The sequence below is a fragment of the Noviherbaspirillum sp. UKPF54 genome, assembly GCF_007874125.1.
GTDB lineage: Bacteria > Pseudomonadota > Gammaproteobacteria > Burkholderiales > Burkholderiaceae_D > Noviherbaspirillum.
Genome location: NZ_CP040128.1, coordinates 1601646 through 1622774, shown reverse-complemented (window position 1 = coordinate 1622774; position 21129 = coordinate 1601646). Strand labels below are relative to the sequence as shown.

Sequence of the window (21129 nt, the reverse complement as noted above, 5' to 3'; positions counted from 1 at the left end):
TTTCGGTTTCGTCAATATTGCATATTTTTGGTTGAGATAAGGCAAACCTGGCGTCACTTGACGCACACCGCGCCGTCAATTTGGCATGGCATCTGAACTGGAAGTTCGGGTAACCTTGCCACTCGTTATGTCGAAATGCACGTTGAAGAAGCGGGCTTCGTGGTTGCTCAGGTAACGCCAATCCCATACTTCCTCGTTCTTGAGCTTGAATTGCATAACGGTGCGCGGTCGTCCAAGCATATGCCGCACCTCATCCTTGCTCATTCCGGCACGAATGCGGGCGAAATTCTCGTCGGTCAGCACCTGCCTGTAGTCTTGGAGCTTGCCGTCCCGGCCGATGTAGAAAAACCAGGTGCGGGCGCCCTCCGGCCCCTTCGGATATTCCAGCGTGCGCGTACCGTCTTTTTCTTCCCACACCGTGTCGGGTTCGCCCATCACGACGCGCACGTCGCCTTCGGTGGAAATGCCTTTTTCCAGCTTTTCCAGGCCGAATTCCTCGATTGGCCGGCCTTGCCTGTCGCAGGCAAGCGCGAGCAGGCTGGTTGCGAGCAGCAGCAGGTAACGGAAAATCCTGATCATGGCGATAGGCTTCAAAAGGTTGTGCACCCGGGACGGCACGGGAGCCGATACGTCGCACGGCCCGCGCCTCTGTTCATAGATGACTATCATACGCCGGCCGCCGGCGGCGAAGAAAACGCCGATGTCTTACGCAAAAATGCAATATACCGGTTCCGTATAACGCCAGCCCCCCAGAGCCGAGCCCTTAGGTTGGCTCGGGCGACAATGTGCTTGCGAGCCTGAAGAGGCGATCGCCTAGATCGGTATATTGCATTTTTACCCGCTCGCGCACCGAACTCCTGCCCGCCGTCCTCCCCTCCGTTGTCGACTGAACCACTCCGGCGTCCCGCCACTCCTAGAACTTGCGCATGGTGCGGCGCGCCATGCCCGAACGTTTCCATACGAAATCACGCCTTAGCGGGAGCACCCATGGAACAACTGGAGCTGGCCGATCTGCCCCGCATCGATTCCGCCGAGCTGTGGCTGAAGAACCCGCACGCCGCCTTCGAAAACTGGCAGCGCGGCATACCTCATGCGAACGGCTTCCTGTACGCGGAGCGTTCTGTGCGCCAGCATTGCGCTATGTGGCGCCGTTTCATTCACTTTCTCGACGCCCACGGGCTTGACCTCGGCTCGATCCAGGCCGACCGGGTGGCGCAGTTCCTGGACGGCTTGCAAAGCAAGAACGGCCACGCGGCGGAAGACTCCACCAGACGGCGCTACCTGAAGCTGCTTGGCCTGGTCTTCGATCACCTGACGAAGACAGGCGCGCGGTGCGGCGGCAATCCCTGCGCCTCGCTGCACAAGCTTTACCGGCCGCCTCCCATGAAGAATCCCGGCACGCTAGCTTCGCAGGAAGACGAGAAATTCGTCGCAGCCGTGCTGGCGCAACCGCCGCGCACCTGGCGCGAATATCGCGACCAGGCGATGATGGTGCTGATCATCGGTTCCGGCCTGTACGCCAGCGAAGTGATCGGACTGGAAATGGATCAGCTGATCCTCGACGCCACCCCGCCTTACATCCACGTCGCGGCGCACGGGAAGGTTCCTGAACGCAAAGCGCCCATCGCGCCGTTCGCATGCGAGCCGCTGCGTGCATGGCTGGCCCTGCGCGCGACGCTGCCATTGCGCGGCGAACGTGCCGTTTTCGTGTCGGGCAAGGGAGGCAGGATGCTGCCGGCCACGCTGTACCGCAAGGTGCAGGCGGTGCTGAAGTCGAATGGCGCAGCATTGCGACCGCGCGGCGGTTTCGGACCGCAAGTGTTGCGCAATTCCTTCCTGATGCGCCAACTTGCCAAGGACAAGCCGGTCGATGTCGTGCAGCAGTGGGCCGGCCATGTCGAACTCAAGTCGACCCTGCGCTACCAGCGGCTGCTGGTGAATCCGGGGGGCGTGGAGGCGGAATGATTCAGAAGCCGATCCTGCGCTTGCCGCTGTCGCTCTTGACACGCACATCCTCCGCCAACAGCTCCGTCCTGCCGGCGGCCACGGCATAGCCCAGCCCATCCAGCAAGGCCTTGCGCATTTCGCGCGGCGAGATTTCCGACAGCTTGTCGAGCACCTTGCCCCGCAATTCGGCCTCCATGTTCTGCAATTTCAGCTCGCGCAGCAACCCTCCGTACACGCGCTGCGCGATGGCCGCCGCCTGTTCCGCATTTGGTGCAGGCACTTCGTAGACTGCCATCCGGCTCAGCAGCGCGGGCGGAATGCCGTCCAGGCTATTGGCCGTCAGCACCCAGAACACCTGGCTGGCGTCGAGGTCGACATCGATGAATTCGTCGTGAAAGGCGCGCGACGTTTCCGGTTCCAGCAATTGGTACAGGGCCGCCATCGGATCGGACTGGGTGGAGCCGGTCGCCTTTTCCACCTCGTCGAGCAGCACCACAGGATTGGCGAACTTGCCGCGCACCAGGCGTTCCGCCACCTTGCCGCATTTCGCCCCCTTCCAGGTCGACGAACTGCCAGTGATGACGAATCCGGCCGACAGCGCATTCATGCCGATGAATTCGAATTCGGTGCCCAGTGCGGCCGCCAGCCGCTTGCCGAAATGGGTCTTGCCCACGCCCGGATCACCCAGCAGCAGGAGAGGCATCACGTTGACGCCCGCACCGCCGGCCAGCGACAACCCGACGTAACGCGTCAAGTCGTCCAGCACTTCCTCGAAGTTCGGGCAATCTTCATACAGCGGATCGAGCGCGTCGGTCGACGACGGCGTGGTCACGAAGCGCTCTCCGCCCAGCGCCAGCATGTTGTCGTAGAAGGCTTCCAGCTCGGGCGAGTTCAGGGCACGCGCCCTTTCCTGCGCCGATTCGACGTCCTTGGTGCTGTAGACCGAATGGGATCGGGCCAGTGTGATCGTCATGATGAAACTCCTGAATTGCCTGCCGCCTGAACGATCGGAACGTACCGCCATTGCAACCGCGTTTGCCCCGCCTCTTCTGGTATCGAATTTCCCCGTAAAAACTTAATCACGGAAACATTCACTGCGACACACGGGCCATGGTGCAAAATTCGTTCCAACCGTTAAACATGCTCCCGCATAACAGCTTTGACCATTCCATCGAAAACGATTTTTCCTGTCAATCCTCGTATCTGAAATTAAGCGAAAAACATACACGTGTTGGCAGCCGGCGCCACTGGCTGCCAACAACATTAAAGCTCAATCGGCAGGATCGCCATCAGTTCGACTGCCGCGACGGCCACCTCTTCGCTGATATCGATGCCGTTGGAGGGATGCGCGATGGTATTGCAGCTGACGACGCGCGCCACGCCCGCCGCGCTCAGCTCCTCGTATGCGTTGCCGGCAAAGATCGGGTGCACCGCGATGCACACCGGAGGCGGCAGACCTGCCGTCTTGAGCTTGTCCGCTGCCGCGATCATCGTATGCGCGGTCGAGGCGATATCATCCACCAGCACCGGCGTGCCGCCCTGCCATGCGCTGTTTTCGGGAGCGAACACCTCCACGTCGCTGTCGCCTTTGCGTACCTTGTTCAGGACGGCGTAAGGACAGCCGACCGACTTCGCCACCTTGGCCGCCCACTGTTCGCTTTCGGCATCAGGGCCGACGATCACAGGCTGCTCGACGTTGGCCGCGATCCACTCACCGATATGGGGCGCCGCCCGCACCGCCTTGGTGGGGATGCTGTAGATTTCATTGAGCCGATGGTGGCGGTGCAGATGCGGATCGACGGTCACCAGCCAGTCGCAGAAATCGGAAACGAAACTGGCGAAATGCGCCGAAGTGACGCCCTCGCCCTCCTGGAATCGCGCATCCTGCCGCATGTAGGCCAAATAGGGCGCGATCAGGCCGATTCTGCGTGCGCCGAGTTCGCGGGCGGTGCGGGCGGCAAGGTAGAGCGCCATCATTTTCTCGTCCGGGCGGTCCAGCGTGCAGACGAAGATCACGTCGCGCTCGCGCACCGGAGATAACAGGCGCACATAGGTTTCGCCGTCCGGAAAGCGCCGCATGTCCATCTGCCCGACTTCGCAGGACATCGCCCGGTCCAGGTGAAGCGCGAAGGCTTCGTTGCCCGGCATGGCAAAAAGAATCGGGATCATCGCTTGCCCTCCCAGTCCGGGGTTGCGGCGCCGGTGCGCGGATTCAAGGCATGGGTATCACATTGCATGTTCATCGGTCCTCGTTAATCAAGATCATGTCTTTTTCAGCCAGCACGTAGGTTTTCGCGTAGGCCAGTTCGCCCGGCGATTCGGCATGAATGGTCAGCAGTGGCTGCCCTTCTTGTACCGTCGTATCGAGCGCGGCATGCAGCACGATGCCGGCGGCAAGCGCCTTGGGTGCGCCAGCGAGCTTGGCCGCGCGTGCCAGGCGCCGGTTGTCGATTTCCATCACGCGACCGTTCACGGTTGCGGCCAGCACATACTTGTACGCCGCCGTGGGCGGCGTACGCATGCCGCCCTGCGCGTCGCAGATTGCCTGGAACTTTTTCCATGCCGCTCCGCTTGCCAGCGCGGCATGCGCCATCTCCAGGCCTTTTTCCGGCGGAGCCTTGCCGCCCATTTCAAGTACCTTGCCGGCCAGCAGTAGCGCGCGCTGGCGCAAGTCGTCCGGCGCATCGGGAAGATTTTGCAAAACCGCAAGCACATCGTGCGCTTCGAGCGCGGGCCCGATGCCGCGCCCGATCGGCTGCCGGCCGTCGGTCACAATGGTCTGCACCTCGATGCCAAGCGCCCGCCCGACCCCGATCAGGCGCTCGCCCAGCAGCTGCGCGGCCTGCGCCGAGCGCACCTTCGCCGTAGGCCCCACCGGGATATCGATCAGCGCATGGGTAGAGCCAGCCGCAGCCTTCTTGGACAATACCGAAGCCACCAGCTGGCCGTCGCTGTCGAGGCCGAGCGGACGCTCGACCCGGATCAGGATGTCGTCGGCCGGGCTCAGGCTGACCGCACCGCCCCACGCGATGCAACCGTTTTCCCGTTCCACCACGCGCCTGATCCGGGCCAAGTCGAGCGCCACCGGCGCCAGCGTTTCCATCGTATCGGCGCTGCCGGCCGGCGACGTGATCGCGCGCGACGACGTCTTGGGAATCGTGAGGCCGCAGGCTGCGACGATCGGCACCACGATCAGCGTGGTGCGGTTGCCCGGCAGGCCGCCCACGCAATGCTTGTCCACCACCGGGTGGCGGCCCCATTCGAGCCGCTTGCCGACATTGATCATGGCGCGGGTGAATGCCGTGATTTCCTCGGTATCCATGCGGTTGCCGGCGCAGGTGGCGATGAACGCCGCCATTTCCATGTCCGAATAGCGGCCGTCGACGATGTCGCGCATGATCGCGCCGGCGCCCTCCGCGTCAATCGGCTTGCCGAAGATTTTTCCGCGCACATAAGAAAACGACTGCACCGGCTGCGGATGGAATATCTTGATCTGTTCGCCGTCGACGCCGCCCAGCGCGCGCCAGGCGGCTTCCGACAAGCCTGCTTCATCGAGCGCCAGCAGCGGCGAATGGACCACGTTGAGGGTGGCGATGATACGCTGCCCGCCGCGCCATACCTCGATGCGGGAATGCGCCTCGAAACCCTCCGAGCGGCATATGTGGCAGTCGCTGCGCATGTAGACGACCGGTTCGAGATAGGTGTCGATGCCGATGCGGCGCATGCGCAGCACATGGGCCGGGCCGTTAAGCGGGCTCTGGCCGGGATGATGCCTGTCGCTCATGTCAGCTCCGCCGTGGACAGATATTCCGGCACCTCGCATTGCCAATGCAGGCGTTCCTCGATGCTCCTGCGCAATGCGTCGGCGGCATCCGGCTCCCCGTGCGTGATAAAGGTCTTGCGCGGCGGTCGCTGGAAGTGCGATAGCCAGGCCAGGATTTCCTCGCCATCCGCGTGCGCCGACAGGTTTTCGATCTGGACCACCTGCGCCCGCAGCGGCACGTATTCACCGTGGATCTTGATCGCTTCGGCGCCCGCCACCATGGCTGCGCCGCGCGTACCGCCGGCCTGGAATCCGGCAAACAGGATAGTGTTGCGCGGGTCGGACGCAAATGCCTTGAGGTGATGCAATACGCGGCCGCCGGTCGCCATGCCACTGGCGGCGATGATAACCATCGGCATCCGTTGCTGATTCAATGCGATTGATTCCTCGACGCTGTTGACGATTTTCGCCGCCTGGCACATGGCTGTGCACTGCTCGATATCCAGGCGGTGATCGCTACGATGTTTCCGATATAACACGGTGGCATCGACCGCCATCGGACTGTTCAGATAGACGGGCAACAGGCGCGGAATGGCGCCCGACTGCTTGAGCTGGTGCAGGTAATACATCAGCTCCTGGGCGCGCCCGACGGCAAACGATGGGATCACGACGACACCGCCACGCGCAACAGTCTCCCTGATCGTGTTGCCAAGAATGATCATCGGGTCCGCTGGATCGTGGCGCCGGTTGCCGTATGTCGATTCCACCACAAGATAATCAGATCGTTCGATGTATGCCGGCGGCAGCATGACCGGATCGTTCGGACGCCCGAGATCGCCGGAAAAAGTCACCGTGGTTGCGCCATTGTCGAGCGTCAGGATGCCGGCACCGAGGATATGACCGGCATGAATCAATCGCCCAGTCAGGCCGTCGATCGGATTGAAGCGCTGATCGAACTTTACTGGCGCGAAGAAATGCAGCGAATGCCGCGCGTCATCCTGCGTATAAAGCGGCAGCGCCGGTTTGTGCTTGGAAAAGCCGTGCCGCTCGGCATAGGCGGCTTCCTCCTCCAACAGATGCCCGCTGTCCGGCAGCAATATCTTGCACAGGTCATACGTCGCTTCGCTGCAGTAAATCTTTCCCTTGAAGCCGCTTTTTACCAGCAGCGGAATGTATCCGCTATGGTCGAGGTGGGCATGGGTCAGCACGACTGCATCGATTGCCGCAGGCGAGACCGGCAAATGCGCCCAGTTGCGCAGCCTGAGCTGTTTGTAGCCCTGGAAGAGCCCGCAGTCGACGAGAATTTTCTTCCGGCCCGCGTTGACAAGATATTTCGATCCGGTAACGGTCCCTGTTGCACCGAGAAACTGAACCTGCATGTGATGCCTTTCATTTGCGGTTTTCCGCCGCGTATTACATCTTAATAGCATAGGGAAACATGTCTGCTCACACTATCGTAAATCCCAAAATTTCCGCCATTGATCCACGTCAATTATTTCTTATACGAAAGTTCAATTCCCTATGCGAGCACCGCTGCTTCCAAAATAACGAATCATCGGGAACGCCGCTCCATTGTTGGCACTCGAACAGCGTCGCTTGAAGAAGCGCGGCGCCGCCAGGGCTCACAGCAGGCATGTAATTTTTTCCGAGACCATAAATATCTGCAACATTGTTTCGAGCGCCGCGCGCCAGCGCGAAGATCGCATGCACCGATCCGGGAGAATTGCGCACCACTTGATCGCATGCGAGCCATTTACCACTCCTTACATATGCTTGCATGCATCTTGCTATCGCTGTAGTTACGGCCGGCATATGCCGTCCGGACGGAACGAGACGGGTGCGTGGGCGGGCGTTCATCGGGGTGCATTCATTGATCACCCTCATCATTCGAAATTTTCGAAGCGCCCTATACTTAAATCGAGGGTGGCAGAAACGTAATCCATTTTCGGGTGTCTCTATTACATCGGAATAACCTTACGGGGAGCAGATGCGATGACGACGCAACAGGATGCAAACCATACTGAACAGCAAGAAGGCTTCATCAAGAGCCTGATTGCGTTCACCCAGGACCACCGTGCCACCTACTGGTCCGGCACGCTCTCCCAGTTTCTCGAAAGGGTATTGCCGGCGGATCCGCAGGGCGTGGCGCGCACTTCGCATCAGTACATGTGGGACATGATCCGCTGGATGGGCGGCGAGGACGGCAACGGCAACTTCCACTGCCGGCTGTTCGACCAGGAACTGTTCGGCGTCGATGAAGCGATCGATCGCGTGGTGGACTATTTCAAGGCTGCCGCCGCCGGCTCCGAAGTGGGACGCAGGCTGCTGCTTCTGCTGGGCCCGCCATCCGGCGGCAAGTCGACGCTGGTGATCCTGCTCAAGCGCGGGCTGGAGGAATACAGCCTGACCGAGGCCGGCGCCATGTATGCCATTCACGGCTGCCCGGTGCACGAGTCGCCGCTGCACCTGATCCCGCACTCGCTGCGGCCGCGCTTTCGCGACACCTACGGCGTCGAGATCATCGGCGAAATGTGCCCGCATTGCCGCAGCCGCCTCGATACCGAATACGGAGGCGATTTCCTGCGCATGCCGGTCGAGCGCATCTTCATTTCGGAGGCTGGCCGCATCGGCATCGGCACCTACGCGCCGCACGACCCGACCACGGCCGACCTGGCCGACCTGGTAGGCTCGGTCGACCTGTCCAAGGTCGCGGAATACGGCGACGAGGGCGACCCGCGCGCATGGTCCTGGTCCGGCGCGGTGTACGCCGCCTCGCGCGGCATGCTGGAAATGATCGAGATCCTGAAGGTCAAGCGCGAATTCCTGTACCTGCTGCTGACGCTGACGCAGGAAAAGAACGTGAAGGTGTCGCGCTTCCCGCTGATCTATCTCGACGAAACCATCCTCGCGCACACCAATCTGGCCGAATTCCGCAAGTTCCTGCAGGAGAGCGAGAACGAGGCGCTGCTCGACCGCATGGTGATCATCCAGGTGCCTTATACGCTGAATTACAAGGACGAGGCGCGAATTTACAAGAAATTGATTTCTTCGGCGGCGCCCGCCTTCCGCGAAGTGCACCTCGACCCGCATGTGCTGCACACTGCGGCCGTGTTCGCGATCCTGACGCGCCTGCACGAAGGCGAGGAAAAGGAACTGGAACTAAGCAAGAAAGTCCGCCTCTACGCCAGTGAAGAGGTGGAAGGCTATGCCCACGCCGAAACCGAAAGGCTCAAGCAGCGCATGCCGGACGAGGGCCTGTCCGGCATTTCGCCACGCTTCGTGATCAATGCGCTTTCGAACGCCATCATCCAGTCGAACGCGAAAAGCCTGACCACGATGGATGTGCTACTGGCCCTGAAAGACGCGATCGAAAACGACGCGCGCATCGATCCGAAGCGCAAGCGCAAGTGGATCGATTACCTGGTGCTGGCGCGCAAGGATTTCTACAATCGCTGGGTCAAGGAAGACGTGCACAAGGCCTTGTTCGTGTCGTTCGAACAGGAGGCGCAAGACTTGCTCGACAAGTACCTGGACGAGGTGGAGGCCACGCTCGACAACCGCCAGATCAAGGACCCGATCACCAACGAGGAGCGCAAGCCGGACGAACGCTTCTTGCGTGCGGTGGAAGAAAAAATCCACATCTCCGATTCGGGCAAGCAGTCGTTCCGCCAGGAGGTGGTGCGCAAGGCGATGGGCGCGTTCAAGCGCGGCGAGAAATTCACGCTCGACAGCCATGCGCAGCTGCATAACGCGGTGCAGCAGTACCTGTTCGAGCAGCGGCGCGAAGTGCTGCGCCTGGTGTCTTCCAGCGCGCGGCCCGACGAGGAGGTGCGTCAAAAGATCTCCGTCGTCGAGCGGCGCCTGGTCGACGAATACGGCTACGACAGCCACAGCGCGCGCGAGGCACTGAATTACGTGACCACGCTGATGGCGCAAGAGTAGCGACTTTGAGGCTAATTTACCTATGACTGATCACATTACGATCTCTGCGGAAACGCCCTGGTACGACTTGTTCTCACGCGGATCGCGCGACTGGCTGCGGCACAACCAGAAGGTGCGCGAAGCGGTACAGCAGAACCTGCCGAACCTGGTAGCCGGGCCGGATGTGATTACCGGTTCGCAGGACCGCACCGTGCAGGTACCGGTGCGGCTGCTGGAGCATGCTCGCTTCCGCCTTGCCGATTCCTCGTCGCAGCCGTTCACCAGCGCCGGCCAGGGACAGGGCAAGCCTGGCGACGTGCTGCGGCAGGCGCAACCGGACATGGGCGACGACGAAGGCGAAGGCGGCAACAACGATGGCGAAGTCAAGCTGCTGCTGGAATTCAAGGTCGACGACATCATCGACTGGCTGTGGGAAGAATTGCAGCTGCCCGACCTGCAACCCAAGCGCAATACCAGCGTCGAGGATGACGAATACGTGCGCGAAGGCTGGGACAAGCATGGCGCGCGCGCGCGCCTGGACCGCCGCCGCACCGTGAAGGAAGCGGTCAAGCGGCGCGCCACCCAGGAAAAGACCACCGAAAATCCGGTACCGTTCACCAACGAGGACCTGCGCTTCAAGCAGTTGGTGCAGCGGCGCAAACCCGCAACGAATGCCGTCGTGATTTTCGCGCTCGATGTCTCCGCCAGCATGACCGATGCCGAGCGCAAGCTGGCCAAGAGCTTCTTCTTCTTCGTGCTGCAAGGCATACGCCGCCGCTACGGCAAGGTGGAAACGCGCTTCATCGCGCATACCACCCAGGCGTGGGAATTTTCCGAGAGCGAATTTTTCAACGTCAGCGGCACCGGCGGGACGGGTGCCTCCACTGCCTTCAAGCTGGCGCTGGACCTGATCGAAACGGAATACGATCCATCGCGCTACAACGGCTACCTGTTCTACGCTTCCGACGGTGAAAACTTCACGGAAGATCGAGCCGCCGCGATCGACTACTTGTCGCGGCTATCGAAACTGCTGAACTTTATCGGCTATGTCGAAACCGTTCCCGGCTCGCCGCGCACCAGCGAGACGGAAATGAAGATGCTGTGCGGAGAGATCGAACGCGCCGGCGCGCCCCTGGGCAGTTCGATTCTGACGCGCCACGAAGACGTGTGGAAGGCGATACGCAAGTTCTTCATCCAGCAAGAGGCCGAATAGCTTCCCGCTCCCGCAGGCGGGAGCGGGGTTTGAGGGCGCCCGGCGTTGGGGCGCCCGGCGAAGGAATGAGGGAGCCCGCAAGGACCACTCCTCGCCCCGCAATACCCTAACAACGGACACCGCTCATGTGCACCACAACCTCTTCCGCAGAAACGATCGAACAGCTCAAGCAGTATTCGGCGCAGATCGAAGAACTGGCACGTAAACTCGGACTCGATTATTACCCGGTCGACTTCGAACTGGTGCCAAATAATTTCATGATGGAAATTGCGGTATACGGGCTCCCGGTCCGCATGCACCACTGGTCGTTCGGCGTGCGCTACATCCATCAGTTGATCCGTCAGGGCATGGGCCACTCGCGCATTTTCGAAGTCATGTTTCCCGGCGATCCCTGCCGCGCCTATCTGGTCAACGGCAACACCTTGCCGGAAAATACGCTAGTCACCGCGCATGTGCTCGGCCATGCGGATTTTGCGAAAAACAACCACCTGTTCGCCCAGTTCATGGAAATGGCGGGTGGACACATCCTGGAACAGGCTGCCGCGCGTGCCCATCGTATCGAGACGGCGATTCAGGAACACGGGCAGGACCGCGTCGAGGCGGTGCTCGACGCGGCGCTCGCGCTGGAGCCGCACATCGACATCAACCGCGAACTGCACCGTCCCTTGTATTCGACGCAACCACCGCAGAAGGCGGAGCCCGAGCAACCACTCGATCCGTTCCATCAGCGCTACCACGCGCTGCCGGGCGAAAAACCCCTGCCCGACGCACAGTCATCGGCAAAACGGTTATCGATTCCGCCGCAACCGGAATACGACCTTCTCTGGTTCATCGCGCATTACGCCCCCGAAATGGAAGACTGGGAACGTGACATCTTCCTGGCCGTGCGCGAGGAGTCCTATTATTTCTATCCGGTGTTTGCCTGCCAGATCATGAACGAAGGCTGGGCCTCGTACTGGCATGCCCGCCTGTTGCGCGAGGCCGACTTCCTGCCGCACGACTTGTACCTGTCGGCAATCAAGGCGCATTCCGACGTGGTGCGTCCCTATGCAGCGGAACGCCAGCTGGCCCTGGCGGTGAATCCTTACCATCTCGGCTTTTCGATGTGGGAAGACATCATCGAGAAACAGGGGCTGGAAGCGGCACGCCGCATCGTGCGGGAAGAAGACGATTTCGGCTTCATCCGCAATTACCTGGACCGCGACCTGATCGAGAAGCTGCAATTGTTCGTCTACGAAGCGCGCGACGACGGCGATATCCGCATCGCGAAAAACGATGTCCATGCCGTGCACGAAGCCATTCTTGCGCCGAAATTCAATTACGGCGCGCCGCGCATCGCGGCAAACCACCTGCATGTCGACGGCAGCCTGCAACTGGTGCACGACAACCAGAGCGACGGACGCGGGGTCGATCTGTTCCGCGCTGAGCGCGTTCTGGAATATATCGGCAAGGTATGGCGGCGCCCCGTCACGCTGCATACTGTCGGCGAACGCGGCGAAGCGCGCGTGGTGACAAGCAAGCGCATGTAGCAAATATATCTTGTTGTTTTGATATAAATGCGACAAGCACTCCCGTCGGATCACTTAAGATATATAATCAATCTATCTTATTCTGATCCGGCCGCGCCTCCCCGCGCTGCCCCGAGTGCCATGCGCCTGACCGACTATACCGATTATTCGCTCCGAACTCTGATGTATCTCGGGATGAACCGGGATCGCCTGGTCACGATCCAGGATATCGCGGATACCTACAACATCTCCAAGAGCCACTTGATGAAGGTCGTGCATCAGCTTGGCCTGGCCGGATTGGTGGAAACCATCCGCGGCCGCAGCGGCGGCCTGCGCCTGAAGAAGGAGCCGCAAGACATCAACATCGGCGAAGTAGTTCGCGGTACGGAGCCCGATTTCACGATGGTGGAATGTTTTGATCGCAGCCACAACAACTGCATCCTGGCCCACTCCTGCGAATTGCAGGGAGTGCTGCGGCAAGCAACCGCGGCCTACCTGCAAGTGCTGCATGGCGTCACGCTGGCCGACCTTCTACGCAACAGCGGAAGCCTGGGCCAGCTGGCCAGGATCGAAATTTATCCCCGCAAGAAAGCCGAAGCCGCGTAAATCGGCTTCCCTGTTGTTTGACGGTCAGATCAGCTCGCAGCGTATCGTTGCCGGCTCGCTTCTCAATTTTTGCAGCAACTCGGCGGAAATCCCGTCATCCACGTCGGTAATCACGTAACCGATCGGGCCGCGCGTTTGCAAATGCTGCGCGACGATATTCAGCCCGGCCTGAGCGAAATCGGCATTCATGCGCGCGATGACGCCCGGCTCGTTGCGATGGACATTCAGCACGCGGCTCCTGGTTTCCTTTTCGATATGCGGGATTTCCGGAAAGTTGACCGCCCAACGCGTCGTCCCCGCTTTCAGAAAGCGCGCGAGCTTGTCCGCGACTTCCCGGCCGATATTTTCCTGCGCTTCCTGGGTGCTGCCGCCGATATGAGGGGTCAGGATCACGTTTTCCAATCCGCGCAGCGGCGATACGAATTCCTCCTTGTCGTTGCGCGGCTCCTTCGGAAATACATCGAGTGCAGCCCCGGCCAGCCGGCCTTCCCGCAACGCGGCATTGAGCGCATCGATATCCACCACGCCGCCGCGCGAGGCGTTGAGCAGCACGGCCGAAGATTTCATTAACGCAAGTCGCTCGCCGGTGATGAGCCGTTCGGTGGCGCTGCCGCCCGGCACATGCAGGGTCACGACATCCGCCTCGGCCAGCAGCGCTTCCATGGTCGCCATCGGTTTGGCATTTCCGAGGGGTAGCTTGCTTTCGACATCGTAGTAGCACACCCGCATGCCGACGCTTTCGGCCAGGATGCCGACCTGTGCGCCGATGTTGCCGTAACCGATAATGCCGAGCACCTTGTTGCGCACCTCGTAGGCCCCGTGCGCCGTCTTGTCCCATTGGCCGCGATGCGTGCGCATGTTTTTTTCCGGAATACGGCGCAACAGCAGGATCGATTCCGCGATTACCAGCTCCGCGACCGAACGCGTATTGGAAAACGGTGCATTGAAAACCGGGACACCATGCGCGGCGGCCGCTGTCAAATCGACTTGATTGGTGCCAATACAGAAACAGCCGATAGCGCGCAGCTGCGGCAATGCCTCCAGCACCTCGGCAGTGATGTGGGTGGCGGAGCGGATGCCGACTGCGGCGGCGCCTTGTAGTGCGCTTTTCAATTCATCGGCTTTCAGAGCCGTCGGCAACTGGACGATGTCGGTCATGCCGTCGGCTGCCAGAAGCTGTGCGGCACTTGGATGGATTTTTTCAAGCAGGACGATTTTCGACATGGCGAACCCCTATAACCTATATTTGTAATATATATTATGATTAAAGTCAGAGCGTAGGCAATGACGTGATGGAGGCGGAATGATCGACGACATATTAGCGAAGGGGAAAAGCACGCTGGAAACCGTCACCAGCATGCACTGGTGGACCGATTCGCTGCTCAGCTTTACGACCACGCGGCCGCCAAACTATTCCTTCGTCGCCGGCCAATATGCACGCCTCGGTCTGCCGGGCCAGCACGATGCGATCTGGCGCGCCTATTCGATGGTTTCCGCACCACACGAGGAGCAGCTGGAGTTCTACGGCATCCTGGTGCCTGGCGGGCTATTTACCTCGCGCCTCAAGGAGCTCAAACCCGGCGATCGTATCCTGCTGGACAAGCAATGTTTCGGCTTCATGACAGCCGACCGCTTCGAGGATGGCGATGATCTGTGGATGCTGGCAACCGGCACCGGAATCGGGCCCTTCATCGCCATCCTGCGCGATCCAGCCGTCTGGGAAAAATTTCGCCAGCTGCGTCTGGTTCATTGCGTGCGCCACGCAAGCGAATTTTCCTACGAGGCGCATTTGACGGACCTCGCACGCACGCCACCGTCGAAGGCGGCATCACCGGCGCAACTGCAGCTTATACAAAGCACGACGCGCGATCCGGCAGCCGGTCCGCCGCGGCTGACCGGTCGCATCACGACGCTGCTGGAAAACGGGGAGCTGGAACGGGCCGCCGGCATCCCTCTGACGGAACAGTCTTCCCGCATCATGTTGTGTGGAAACCCGGACATGATCGAAGATACCCGGCGCATCCTGCATCAGCGCGGCATGCGCCCATGCCGGCGCGCGCTTCCCGGCCAGTTCGTCACCGAAAATTACTGGTAGCGACGCGAATCCGTAGGCATAAATAAAAAGGCCCGGGGCGTCCCGGGCCTTTTCTTCGTTCAGAACGAATCAGTTGAAGGTCTTGCCTTCGGCTGCCAGCTTCGCCAGCAGCGGAGCCGGTTTCCAGGCGTCGCCGTGGCGGCCCTTCGCGTACTTCTCCATCGCCATCACGACATTCTGCAATCCGACGGTGTCGGCGTAGAACATCGGGCCGCCGCGGAACAGCGGGAAGCCGTAACCGGTCAAGTAAACCATGTCGACGTCGGATGCGCGCATCGCGATGCCTTCTTCAAGAATATACGCAGCCTCATTGACCAGCGCATACACCAGGCGCTCGACGATTTCCTGGTCGCTGATCTTGCGGCGCTCGATGCCGAGGTCGGCCGAGTGCTTGACGATCATGTCGTTGACGACTTGCGACGGATACGGCTTGCGGTCGCCCGGCTTGTAGTCGTACCAGCCGGCGCCGGTCTTCTGTCCGAAGCGCCCCATCTCGCACAGCAGGTCGGCGGTCTTCGAATAGGTCACTTCCGGCTTTTCGATGTAGCGGCGCTTGCGGATGTACCAGCCGATGTCGTTGCCGGCCAGGTCGCCCATGCGGAACGGCCCCATCGCGAAGCCAAACTTCTCGACAGCCTTGTCAACCTGCTCCGGAGTGCAACCCTCTTCCAGCAGGAAACCGGCCTGGCGGCTGTATTGCTCGATCATGCGGTTGCCGATGAAGCCGTCGCACACGCCCGACACCACGCCGGTCTTCTTGATCTTTTTCGACAGCTGCAATGCGGTCGCCAGCACATCCTTGCCGGTCTTTTCGCCGCGCACGATTTCCAGCAGTTTCATCACGTTGGCCGGGCTGAAGAAATGCAGTCCGATCACGTCCTGCGGACGCTTGGTGAAGGAAGCGATCTTGTTCACGTCCAGCGTGGAGGTGTTGGACGCCAGGATGGCGCCCTGCTTCATCACTTCGTCGAGCTTCTTGAATACCTGTTCCTTGACGCCGATGTCCTCGAACACGGCTTCGATCACGATGTCGGCCTGCGCGATTTCCTCATACGACAGGGTGCCGGTGATCAGGCCGACGCGCTGCTCGAATTTCTCTGGCGTCAGCTTGCCCTTCTTCATGGTGTTTTCGTAATTCTTGCGGATCACGCCCAAGCCCTTCTCCAGCGCTTCCTGCTTCATTTCCAGGATCTTGACCGGGATGCCGGCGTTGGCGAAGTTCATTGCGATGCCGCCGCCCATGGTTCCGGCGCCGATCACGGCGGCCGACTTGATGGTGCGGGTCGGCGTATCTTCCGGAACATCCGGCACCTTGCTCGCGGCACGCTCGCCGAAGAAGGCATGGCGCAGCGCCTTCGATTCGGTGGTCTGCACCAGATCGACGAACAGGTCGCGCTCGAACTTGATGCCGTCGTCGAACTTCATCGTCACGGCGGCGGCCACGGCTTCGACGCACTTCAGCGGCGCCGGGAAAGGCCCGGACATGGCCTTGACCGTATTGCGCGAAAATTGCAGGAAGCCTTCGTAGTTCGGGTAGTCGATCTTGACGTCGCGGACTTTCGGCAACGGACGCACATCGGCAACCTTGTTAGCGAAGGCCTGCGCCGCTTCCATCAGGTCGCCTTCGACCATCTCGTTGAACAGCGCGGTCTTGGCCAGCTTCTCGGACGGCACCGGATTGCCGGACACGATCATGTTCAGGCCCATTTCCAGGCCGAGCACGCGCGGCAGGCGCTGCGTTCCGCCGGCGCCCGGCAGGATACCCAGCTTGACTTCCGGCAGCGCGATCTGCGCGCCCGGCGACGCGACGCGGTAGTGGCAGCCCAGTGCCAGTTCCAGCCCGCCGCCCATGGCGACGCTATGGATCGCGGCGACCACCGGCTTGGTCGAATTCTCGATGACGTTGATGACCGTATGCAGCGTCGGCTCGGCCAGCGCCTTGGGCGAATTGAATTCCTTGATGTCGGCGCCGCCGGAAAATGCCTTGCCGGCGCCGGTAATGACCACCGCCTTGACGGTGTCGTCGTTCAGCGCCTTTTTCATGCCTTCGACGATCGCGCTGCGGGTTGCGTGGCCCAAGCCGTTCACCGGGGGATTGTTGAGTGTGATGATGGCGACAGCGCCGTTGACCTTGTATTCTGCAGTCATATCTCTTCCTTTATGTTTGAAGTCCTGGGGGATGTCGGAACCGCGATAACTCGTGCCTAACTATACCCCAAAATAGAACGATCGTATTATTTTTCCGAAAAATTTCGGCGCGCGTTTCTGCGCGCCGGAAACCGTCGCGACCGGGCGCGCTCGGCCGCCATCACACTTCCAGCCACTCCTTGCGGATAGCGGCATTGGCGCGCAACTCGTCCGGCGTGCCCTCGAACACGATGGACCCGTGCCCCATCACATACACCCGCTGCGAAATCTTCATCGCAATGTCCAGCTTCTGCTCCACCAGCAGCACCGAAATCCCCCGGTTCTTCAGCTCCTTGAGGTATTCGCCGACCAGCTCGACGATCTTGGGCGCCAGTCCTTCGGTCGGCTCGTCGATCATGATCAAATCGGGGTCGCCCATCAGCGTGCGGCACAGGGTCAGCATCTGCTGTTCACCGCCCGACAGGACGCCGGCCTGCGTGTGCTGCCGTTCCTTCAGGCGCGGGAACATCTGGTACATGTCGTCGATGTTCCAGCGCGACTTCTTCCCTTTCTTTTCGCCCAGCAGCAGGTTCTGCTCGACGGTCAACGTCGGGAAGATGTCGCGGTTTTCCGGCACATAGCCGAGCCCCTTGTGCGCGATCTCGAACGCCTTCAGGCCGGTGATCTCCTCGCCCTTGAAACGGATCGAGCCCGTCACGTCGACCTGTCCCATGGTCGATTTCACCGTGGTCGAGCGTCCCACGCCGTTGCGTCCCAGCAGGCTGACGATTTCCCCTTCGCCCACATGCATGTCCACGCCATGCAGCACATGGCTCTTGCCGTAATACGCATGCAGATCCTTGATTTCGAGTAGTGCCATTTATGCCGTCTCCACCGATGCCGAATTTGTCGCGTGCCCGCCCAGATAGGCCTCCTGCACCTTCGCATTGCCGCGGATATTGGCAGGCGTGTCACAGGCGATTACTTCACCGTACACCACCACCGCGATCTTGTCGGCCAGCCCGAACACCACGCTCATGTCATGCTCCACCATCAGCAGGCTCTTGCCCACCGTGACCTTGCGGATCAGTTCAACCGCCGCATCGGACTCGGAGCGGCTCATGCCGGCTGTCGGCTCGTCGAGCAGGATCACTTCGGCTCCGCCGGCGATGGTGATGCCGATTTCGAGCGCGCGCTGCTCGGCGTAGGTCAGCAAGCCGGCCAGCGTGTCGCGCCGGCGCTTCAAGCCGATCTGTTCCAGCACCTGCTCGGCCCGTTCATGCGCATCCTTCAGGCCGTTCAGCCGATGCCAGAACGAATACTTGTAGCCGAGCGCCCACAACACCGCGCAGCGCAGGTTTTCGTACACCGACAGGCGATGGAAGATGTTGGTGATCTGGAAGCTGCGCGACAGCCCGGCGCGGTTGATTTCGAACGGCCGCTTGTCGATGATGCTGTTGCCGTTCAACAGGATGTCACCCGATGTGACCGGGAAACGTCCGGAAATCAGGTTGAACAGCGTCGACTTGCCGGCGCCGTTGGGGCCGATGATGGCCACGCGCTCGCCCTTGGCCACCTGCAGGCTGGCGCCACGGATGATTTCGGATTTGCCGAAGCTTTTGCGTACGTCTTTCAGTTCGAGGGACCAGGCGCTCATGCTTGTCTCCGGATCAGTTCTTCAATGTCGCTATTGGCTTGCCCCCAGGCCTGCATGAAGCCTTTTCTGGCGAACCAGAAGCCGCAGGCGCCGACGGCGAACAGGACGGCAGCGACCAGCCAGCCAGCAGGCTGGGCCGTATCGACCATGAAGCCGAACAGCTTCATCTCGGTGCCGTTCGCCGCGTCCAGCGTCAGGTGGTACAGCATTTCGATGGCCATCGCCACGCCCAGCAAGGCCACGGCAGCCGTGCCGCAGACGGCCAGCAGGCGCGGGGCGACCGGCTTGAACTTGCCGAATTTCACCAGCCGCAGGTTCATCATGAGGATGCTGGCCACGCCGCCCGGCGCATACATCACGATCACGATGAAGAACACGCCCAGGTAGAGCTGCCAGGCCTTGGTGAAGTCCGACAGCAGCACGGTCAGGAACACCCCGATAACGGCGCCGATCATGGGTCCGAAGAAGAAGCCGACGCCGCCGATGAAGGTGAACAGCAGGATGGCGCCGGAGCGCATGGCGCTGACGTTTTCGGCGGTGACGATCTCGAAGTTGATGGCGGACAGGCCGCCGGAAATGCCGGCGAAAAAGCCCGACAGGATCAGCGTCAGGTAACGTGCCCATTGGGTGTCGTAGCCGATGAACTCGACCCGCTCGGGGTTGTCGCGCACGGCATTGATGATGCGGCCCAGCGGCGTCTGCGTGAAGGCGTACATGCCGATGGTGGCAATGAACAGCCAGAACGCGATCAGGTAGTACACCTGGATCTGCGGCCCGTAGGTGATGCCGAGGAAAGGCGAGCCATAGACGCGGTTGGTGGTGATGCCGCCCTCGCCGCCGAAGAATTCCGGGAACATCAGCGAGCAGGCGAACACCAGCTCCACGATGCCCAGCGTGATCATGGCGAAGGTGGTGCCCGATTTCTTGGTCGTCACATAGCCGAACAGGGCGCCGAAGAACATGCCGGCCAGGCCACCCACCAGCGGCACAAGGGTGACCGGCATCCAGATGGCGCCGGCCGAGGCAAGGTTCATCGCATGGATGGCGAAAAACGCCCCCAGGCCAGAATAGACCGCATGGCCGAACGACAGCATGCCGCCCTGCCCCAGCAACATGTTGTAGGACAGGCCGAAAATCATCACGGTGCCCATGGTGGACAGCACGGACAGCGAAGCGCCCTTGTTGAAGACCAGCGGGGCGGCGATCAGCACCAGCGCGAAGGCGCCCCACAGCAGCCAGCGGCCAAGGTTCATCGGTTTGTATTTCATCGCATTGCTCATCGTTATGGCAGTCATCTCAACCCTCCCGCGTACCCATCAGACCGCGCGGCCTGAAGATCAGAATCAGCACCAGCAGCAAATACGGCATGATCGGCGCCACTTGTGAAATGGTGAGCTTCAATACCGGATAACCAAAGGTTTCCGCACCTAGCGCCATGCCCATCGTCGAAAACAGATTCAGGAACGAATAGTCGATTGCAACGGCGAACGTCTGCAGCACGCCGATCAGGAGCGAGGCGAGCAAAGCGCCGACCAGCGAACCCATGCCGCCGACGACCACGACCACGAAGATGATGCTGCCGACGGTTGCCGCCATGCCGGGTTCCGTCACGAACGCGTTGCCGCCGATCACGCCGGCCAGTCCGGCCAGCGCGCAACCGCCGCCGAATACCAGCATGAACACGCGCGGCACGTTGTGTCCGAGCGCTTCGACCATGTCCGGGTGGGTCAACGCCGCCTGGATCACCAGGCCGATGCGGGTCTTGGTCAGAATCAGGTAGATCGACAGCAGCATCAGCAGCGCGATCAGCATCATGAATCCGCGGTAGATCGGGAAGGTGGTGGAGAACAGCGTAAACAGCGGGCCGTCGAGCTCAGGCGGAATCGGATACGGCACGGCCGCCTTGCCCCACACCAGCTGCACCAGCTCGACCACGACGTACGACAGGCCGAAGGTGAACAGCAGCTCGGGGATGTGGCCGTACTTGTGGACCGAACGCAGGCCGTAGCGCTCGACCACGGCGCCGATGGCACCGACAGCGAGTGGCGCGATGAACAGCGCCGGCCAGAAACCGAGCTTGGTGCTGACGGTATAGGCGAAGTAGGCGCCGAGCATGTAAAAGCTGGCATGCGCAAAGTTCAGCACGCCCATCATGCTGAAAATCAGCGTCAGTCCGGATGACAGCATGAACAGCAAGAGCCCGTAGCTCAGTCCGTTCAGCAGGGTAATTAAAGTGAACTCCACACGGCACCTCTACGTAAAATTCGTGTACGACCGTACTATTTTCTAGCG

The 21129-nt window shown here is 60.9% G+C and carries 18 protein-coding genes; 6 read left to right on the top strand and 12 right to left on the bottom strand.

The genetic code is table 11. The annotated features are described in order from the left end of the window. Positions 1–75 precede the first annotated feature (75 nt). Positions 76–579 carry an outer membrane protein assembly factor BamE gene (gene bamE / locus FAY22_RS07575; protein ID WP_146329644.1) on the bottom strand — a complete coding sequence of 168 codons (504 nt, stop codon included), beginning with the start codon at positions 577–579 and terminating at the stop codon, positions 76–78. Between the two features lie 408 nt (positions 580–987). On the opposite strand from bamE, the gene FAY22_RS07570 reads away from it, so the two are divergent. Then, positions 988–1965: a tyrosine-type recombinase/integrase gene (locus FAY22_RS07570; RefSeq protein WP_146329643.1), complete on the top strand. Its 978-nt coding sequence runs from the start codon at positions 988–990 to the stop codon at positions 1963–1965. Between the two features lies 1 nt (position 1966). Here FAY22_RS07570 and FAY22_RS07565 read toward each other — a convergent pair whose 3' ends face one another. From FAY22_RS07565 to FAY22_RS07545, 5 genes are all read right to left on the bottom strand, one after another. Continuing rightward, positions 1967–2920: an AAA family ATPase gene (locus FAY22_RS07565; RefSeq protein ID WP_146329642.1), complete on the bottom strand. Its 954-nt coding sequence runs from the start codon at positions 2918–2920 to the stop codon at positions 1967–1969. 290 nt (positions 2921–3210) lie between these two features. Beyond that, positions 3211–4116 carry a ribose-phosphate pyrophosphokinase gene (locus tag FAY22_RS07560; RefSeq protein WP_146329641.1) on the bottom strand — a complete coding sequence of 302 codons (906 nt, stop codon included), beginning with the start codon at positions 4114–4116 and terminating at the stop codon, positions 3211–3213. A 70-nt stretch (positions 4117–4186) separates the two neighbouring features. Beyond that, positions 4187–5731, bottom strand: coding sequence for a thymidine phosphorylase family protein (locus FAY22_RS07555; protein WP_146329640.1), 1545 nt, complete (start codon positions 5729–5731; stop codon positions 4187–4189). Continuing rightward, on the bottom strand, positions 5728–7089 hold the full coding sequence (locus tag FAY22_RS07550; RefSeq protein WP_146329639.1) for an MBL fold metallo-hydrolase RNA specificity domain-containing protein: 1362 nt from the start codon (positions 7087–7089) through the stop codon (positions 5728–5730). Before FAY22_RS07550 ends, FAY22_RS07555 begins: the two co-directional genes overlap by 4 nt. 109 nt (positions 7090–7198) lie before the next feature. Next, the gene (locus FAY22_RS07545) at positions 7199–7489 is read right to left on the bottom strand and encodes a hypothetical protein (protein ID WP_146329638.1); all 291 of its coding nucleotides are present in this window, start codon (positions 7487–7489) and stop codon (positions 7199–7201) included. A 213-nt stretch (positions 7490–7702) separates the two neighbouring features. On the opposite strand from FAY22_RS07545, the gene FAY22_RS07540 reads away from it, so the two are divergent. From FAY22_RS07540 to FAY22_RS07525, 4 genes are all read left to right on the top strand, one after another. Further along, entirely contained in the window at positions 7703–9652 is a 1950-nt protein-coding gene (locus FAY22_RS07540) for a serine protein kinase (RefSeq protein WP_146329637.1), read from the top strand. 22 nt (positions 9653–9674) lie between these two features. Next, on the top strand, positions 9675–10844 hold the full coding sequence (locus FAY22_RS07535; RefSeq protein WP_168204791.1) for a DUF444 family protein: 1170 nt from the start codon (positions 9675–9677) through the stop codon (positions 10842–10844). Between the two features lie 125 nt (positions 10845–10969). Further along, on the top strand, positions 10970–12373 hold the full coding sequence (locus FAY22_RS07530; RefSeq protein ID WP_146329636.1) for a SpoVR family protein: 1404 nt from the start codon (positions 10970–10972) through the stop codon (positions 12371–12373). Positions 12374–12493: 120 nt separating this feature from the next. Next, the gene (locus tag FAY22_RS07525; RefSeq protein ID WP_146329635.1) at positions 12494–12958 is read left to right on the top strand and encodes an Rrf2 family transcriptional regulator; all 465 of its coding nucleotides are present in this window, start codon (positions 12494–12496) and stop codon (positions 12956–12958) included. Between the two features lie 24 nt (positions 12959–12982). Here FAY22_RS07525 and serA read toward each other — a convergent pair whose 3' ends face one another. Beyond that, positions 12983–14182: a phosphoglycerate dehydrogenase gene (gene serA, locus FAY22_RS07520; protein WP_146329634.1), complete on the bottom strand. Its 1200-nt coding sequence runs from the start codon at positions 14180–14182 to the stop codon at positions 12983–12985. 79 nt (positions 14183–14261) lie between these two features. Between serA and FAY22_RS07515 the strand changes: the two genes are divergently transcribed. Beyond that, positions 14262–15053, top strand: a complete 792-nt coding sequence (locus tag FAY22_RS07515; RefSeq protein ID WP_146329633.1) for a ferredoxin--NADP reductase — start codon at positions 14262–14264, stop codon at positions 15051–15053. A 69-nt stretch (positions 15054–15122) separates the two neighbouring features. Here the strand turns inward: FAY22_RS07515 and FAY22_RS07510 are convergent, their stop codons facing one another. From FAY22_RS07510 to FAY22_RS07490, 5 genes are all read right to left on the bottom strand, one after another. Further along, entirely contained in the window at positions 15123–17201 is a 2079-nt protein-coding gene (locus FAY22_RS07510; RefSeq protein WP_146329632.1) for a 3-hydroxyacyl-CoA dehydrogenase NAD-binding domain-containing protein, read from the bottom strand. 160 nt (positions 17202–17361) lie between these two features. After that, positions 17362–18060 (bottom strand): ABC transporter ATP-binding protein, encoded by a 699-nt coding sequence (locus tag FAY22_RS07505; RefSeq protein ID WP_146329631.1) that lies wholly within the window; start codon positions 18058–18060, stop codon positions 17362–17364. Next, positions 18061–18837: an ABC transporter ATP-binding protein gene (locus FAY22_RS07500; RefSeq protein ID WP_146329630.1), complete on the bottom strand. Its 777-nt coding sequence runs from the start codon at positions 18835–18837 to the stop codon at positions 18061–18063. Further along, the gene (locus FAY22_RS07495) at positions 18834–20132 is read right to left on the bottom strand and encodes a branched-chain amino acid ABC transporter permease (protein WP_246860694.1); all 1299 of its coding nucleotides are present in this window, start codon (positions 20130–20132) and stop codon (positions 18834–18836) included. Before FAY22_RS07495 ends, FAY22_RS07500 begins: the two co-directional genes overlap by 4 nt. Position 20133: 1 nt before the next feature. After that, the gene (locus FAY22_RS07490; RefSeq protein ID WP_246860741.1) at positions 20134–21024 is read right to left on the bottom strand and encodes a branched-chain amino acid ABC transporter permease; all 891 of its coding nucleotides are present in this window, start codon (positions 21022–21024) and stop codon (positions 20134–20136) included. Between the last annotated feature and the right edge of the window lie 105 nt (positions 21025–21129).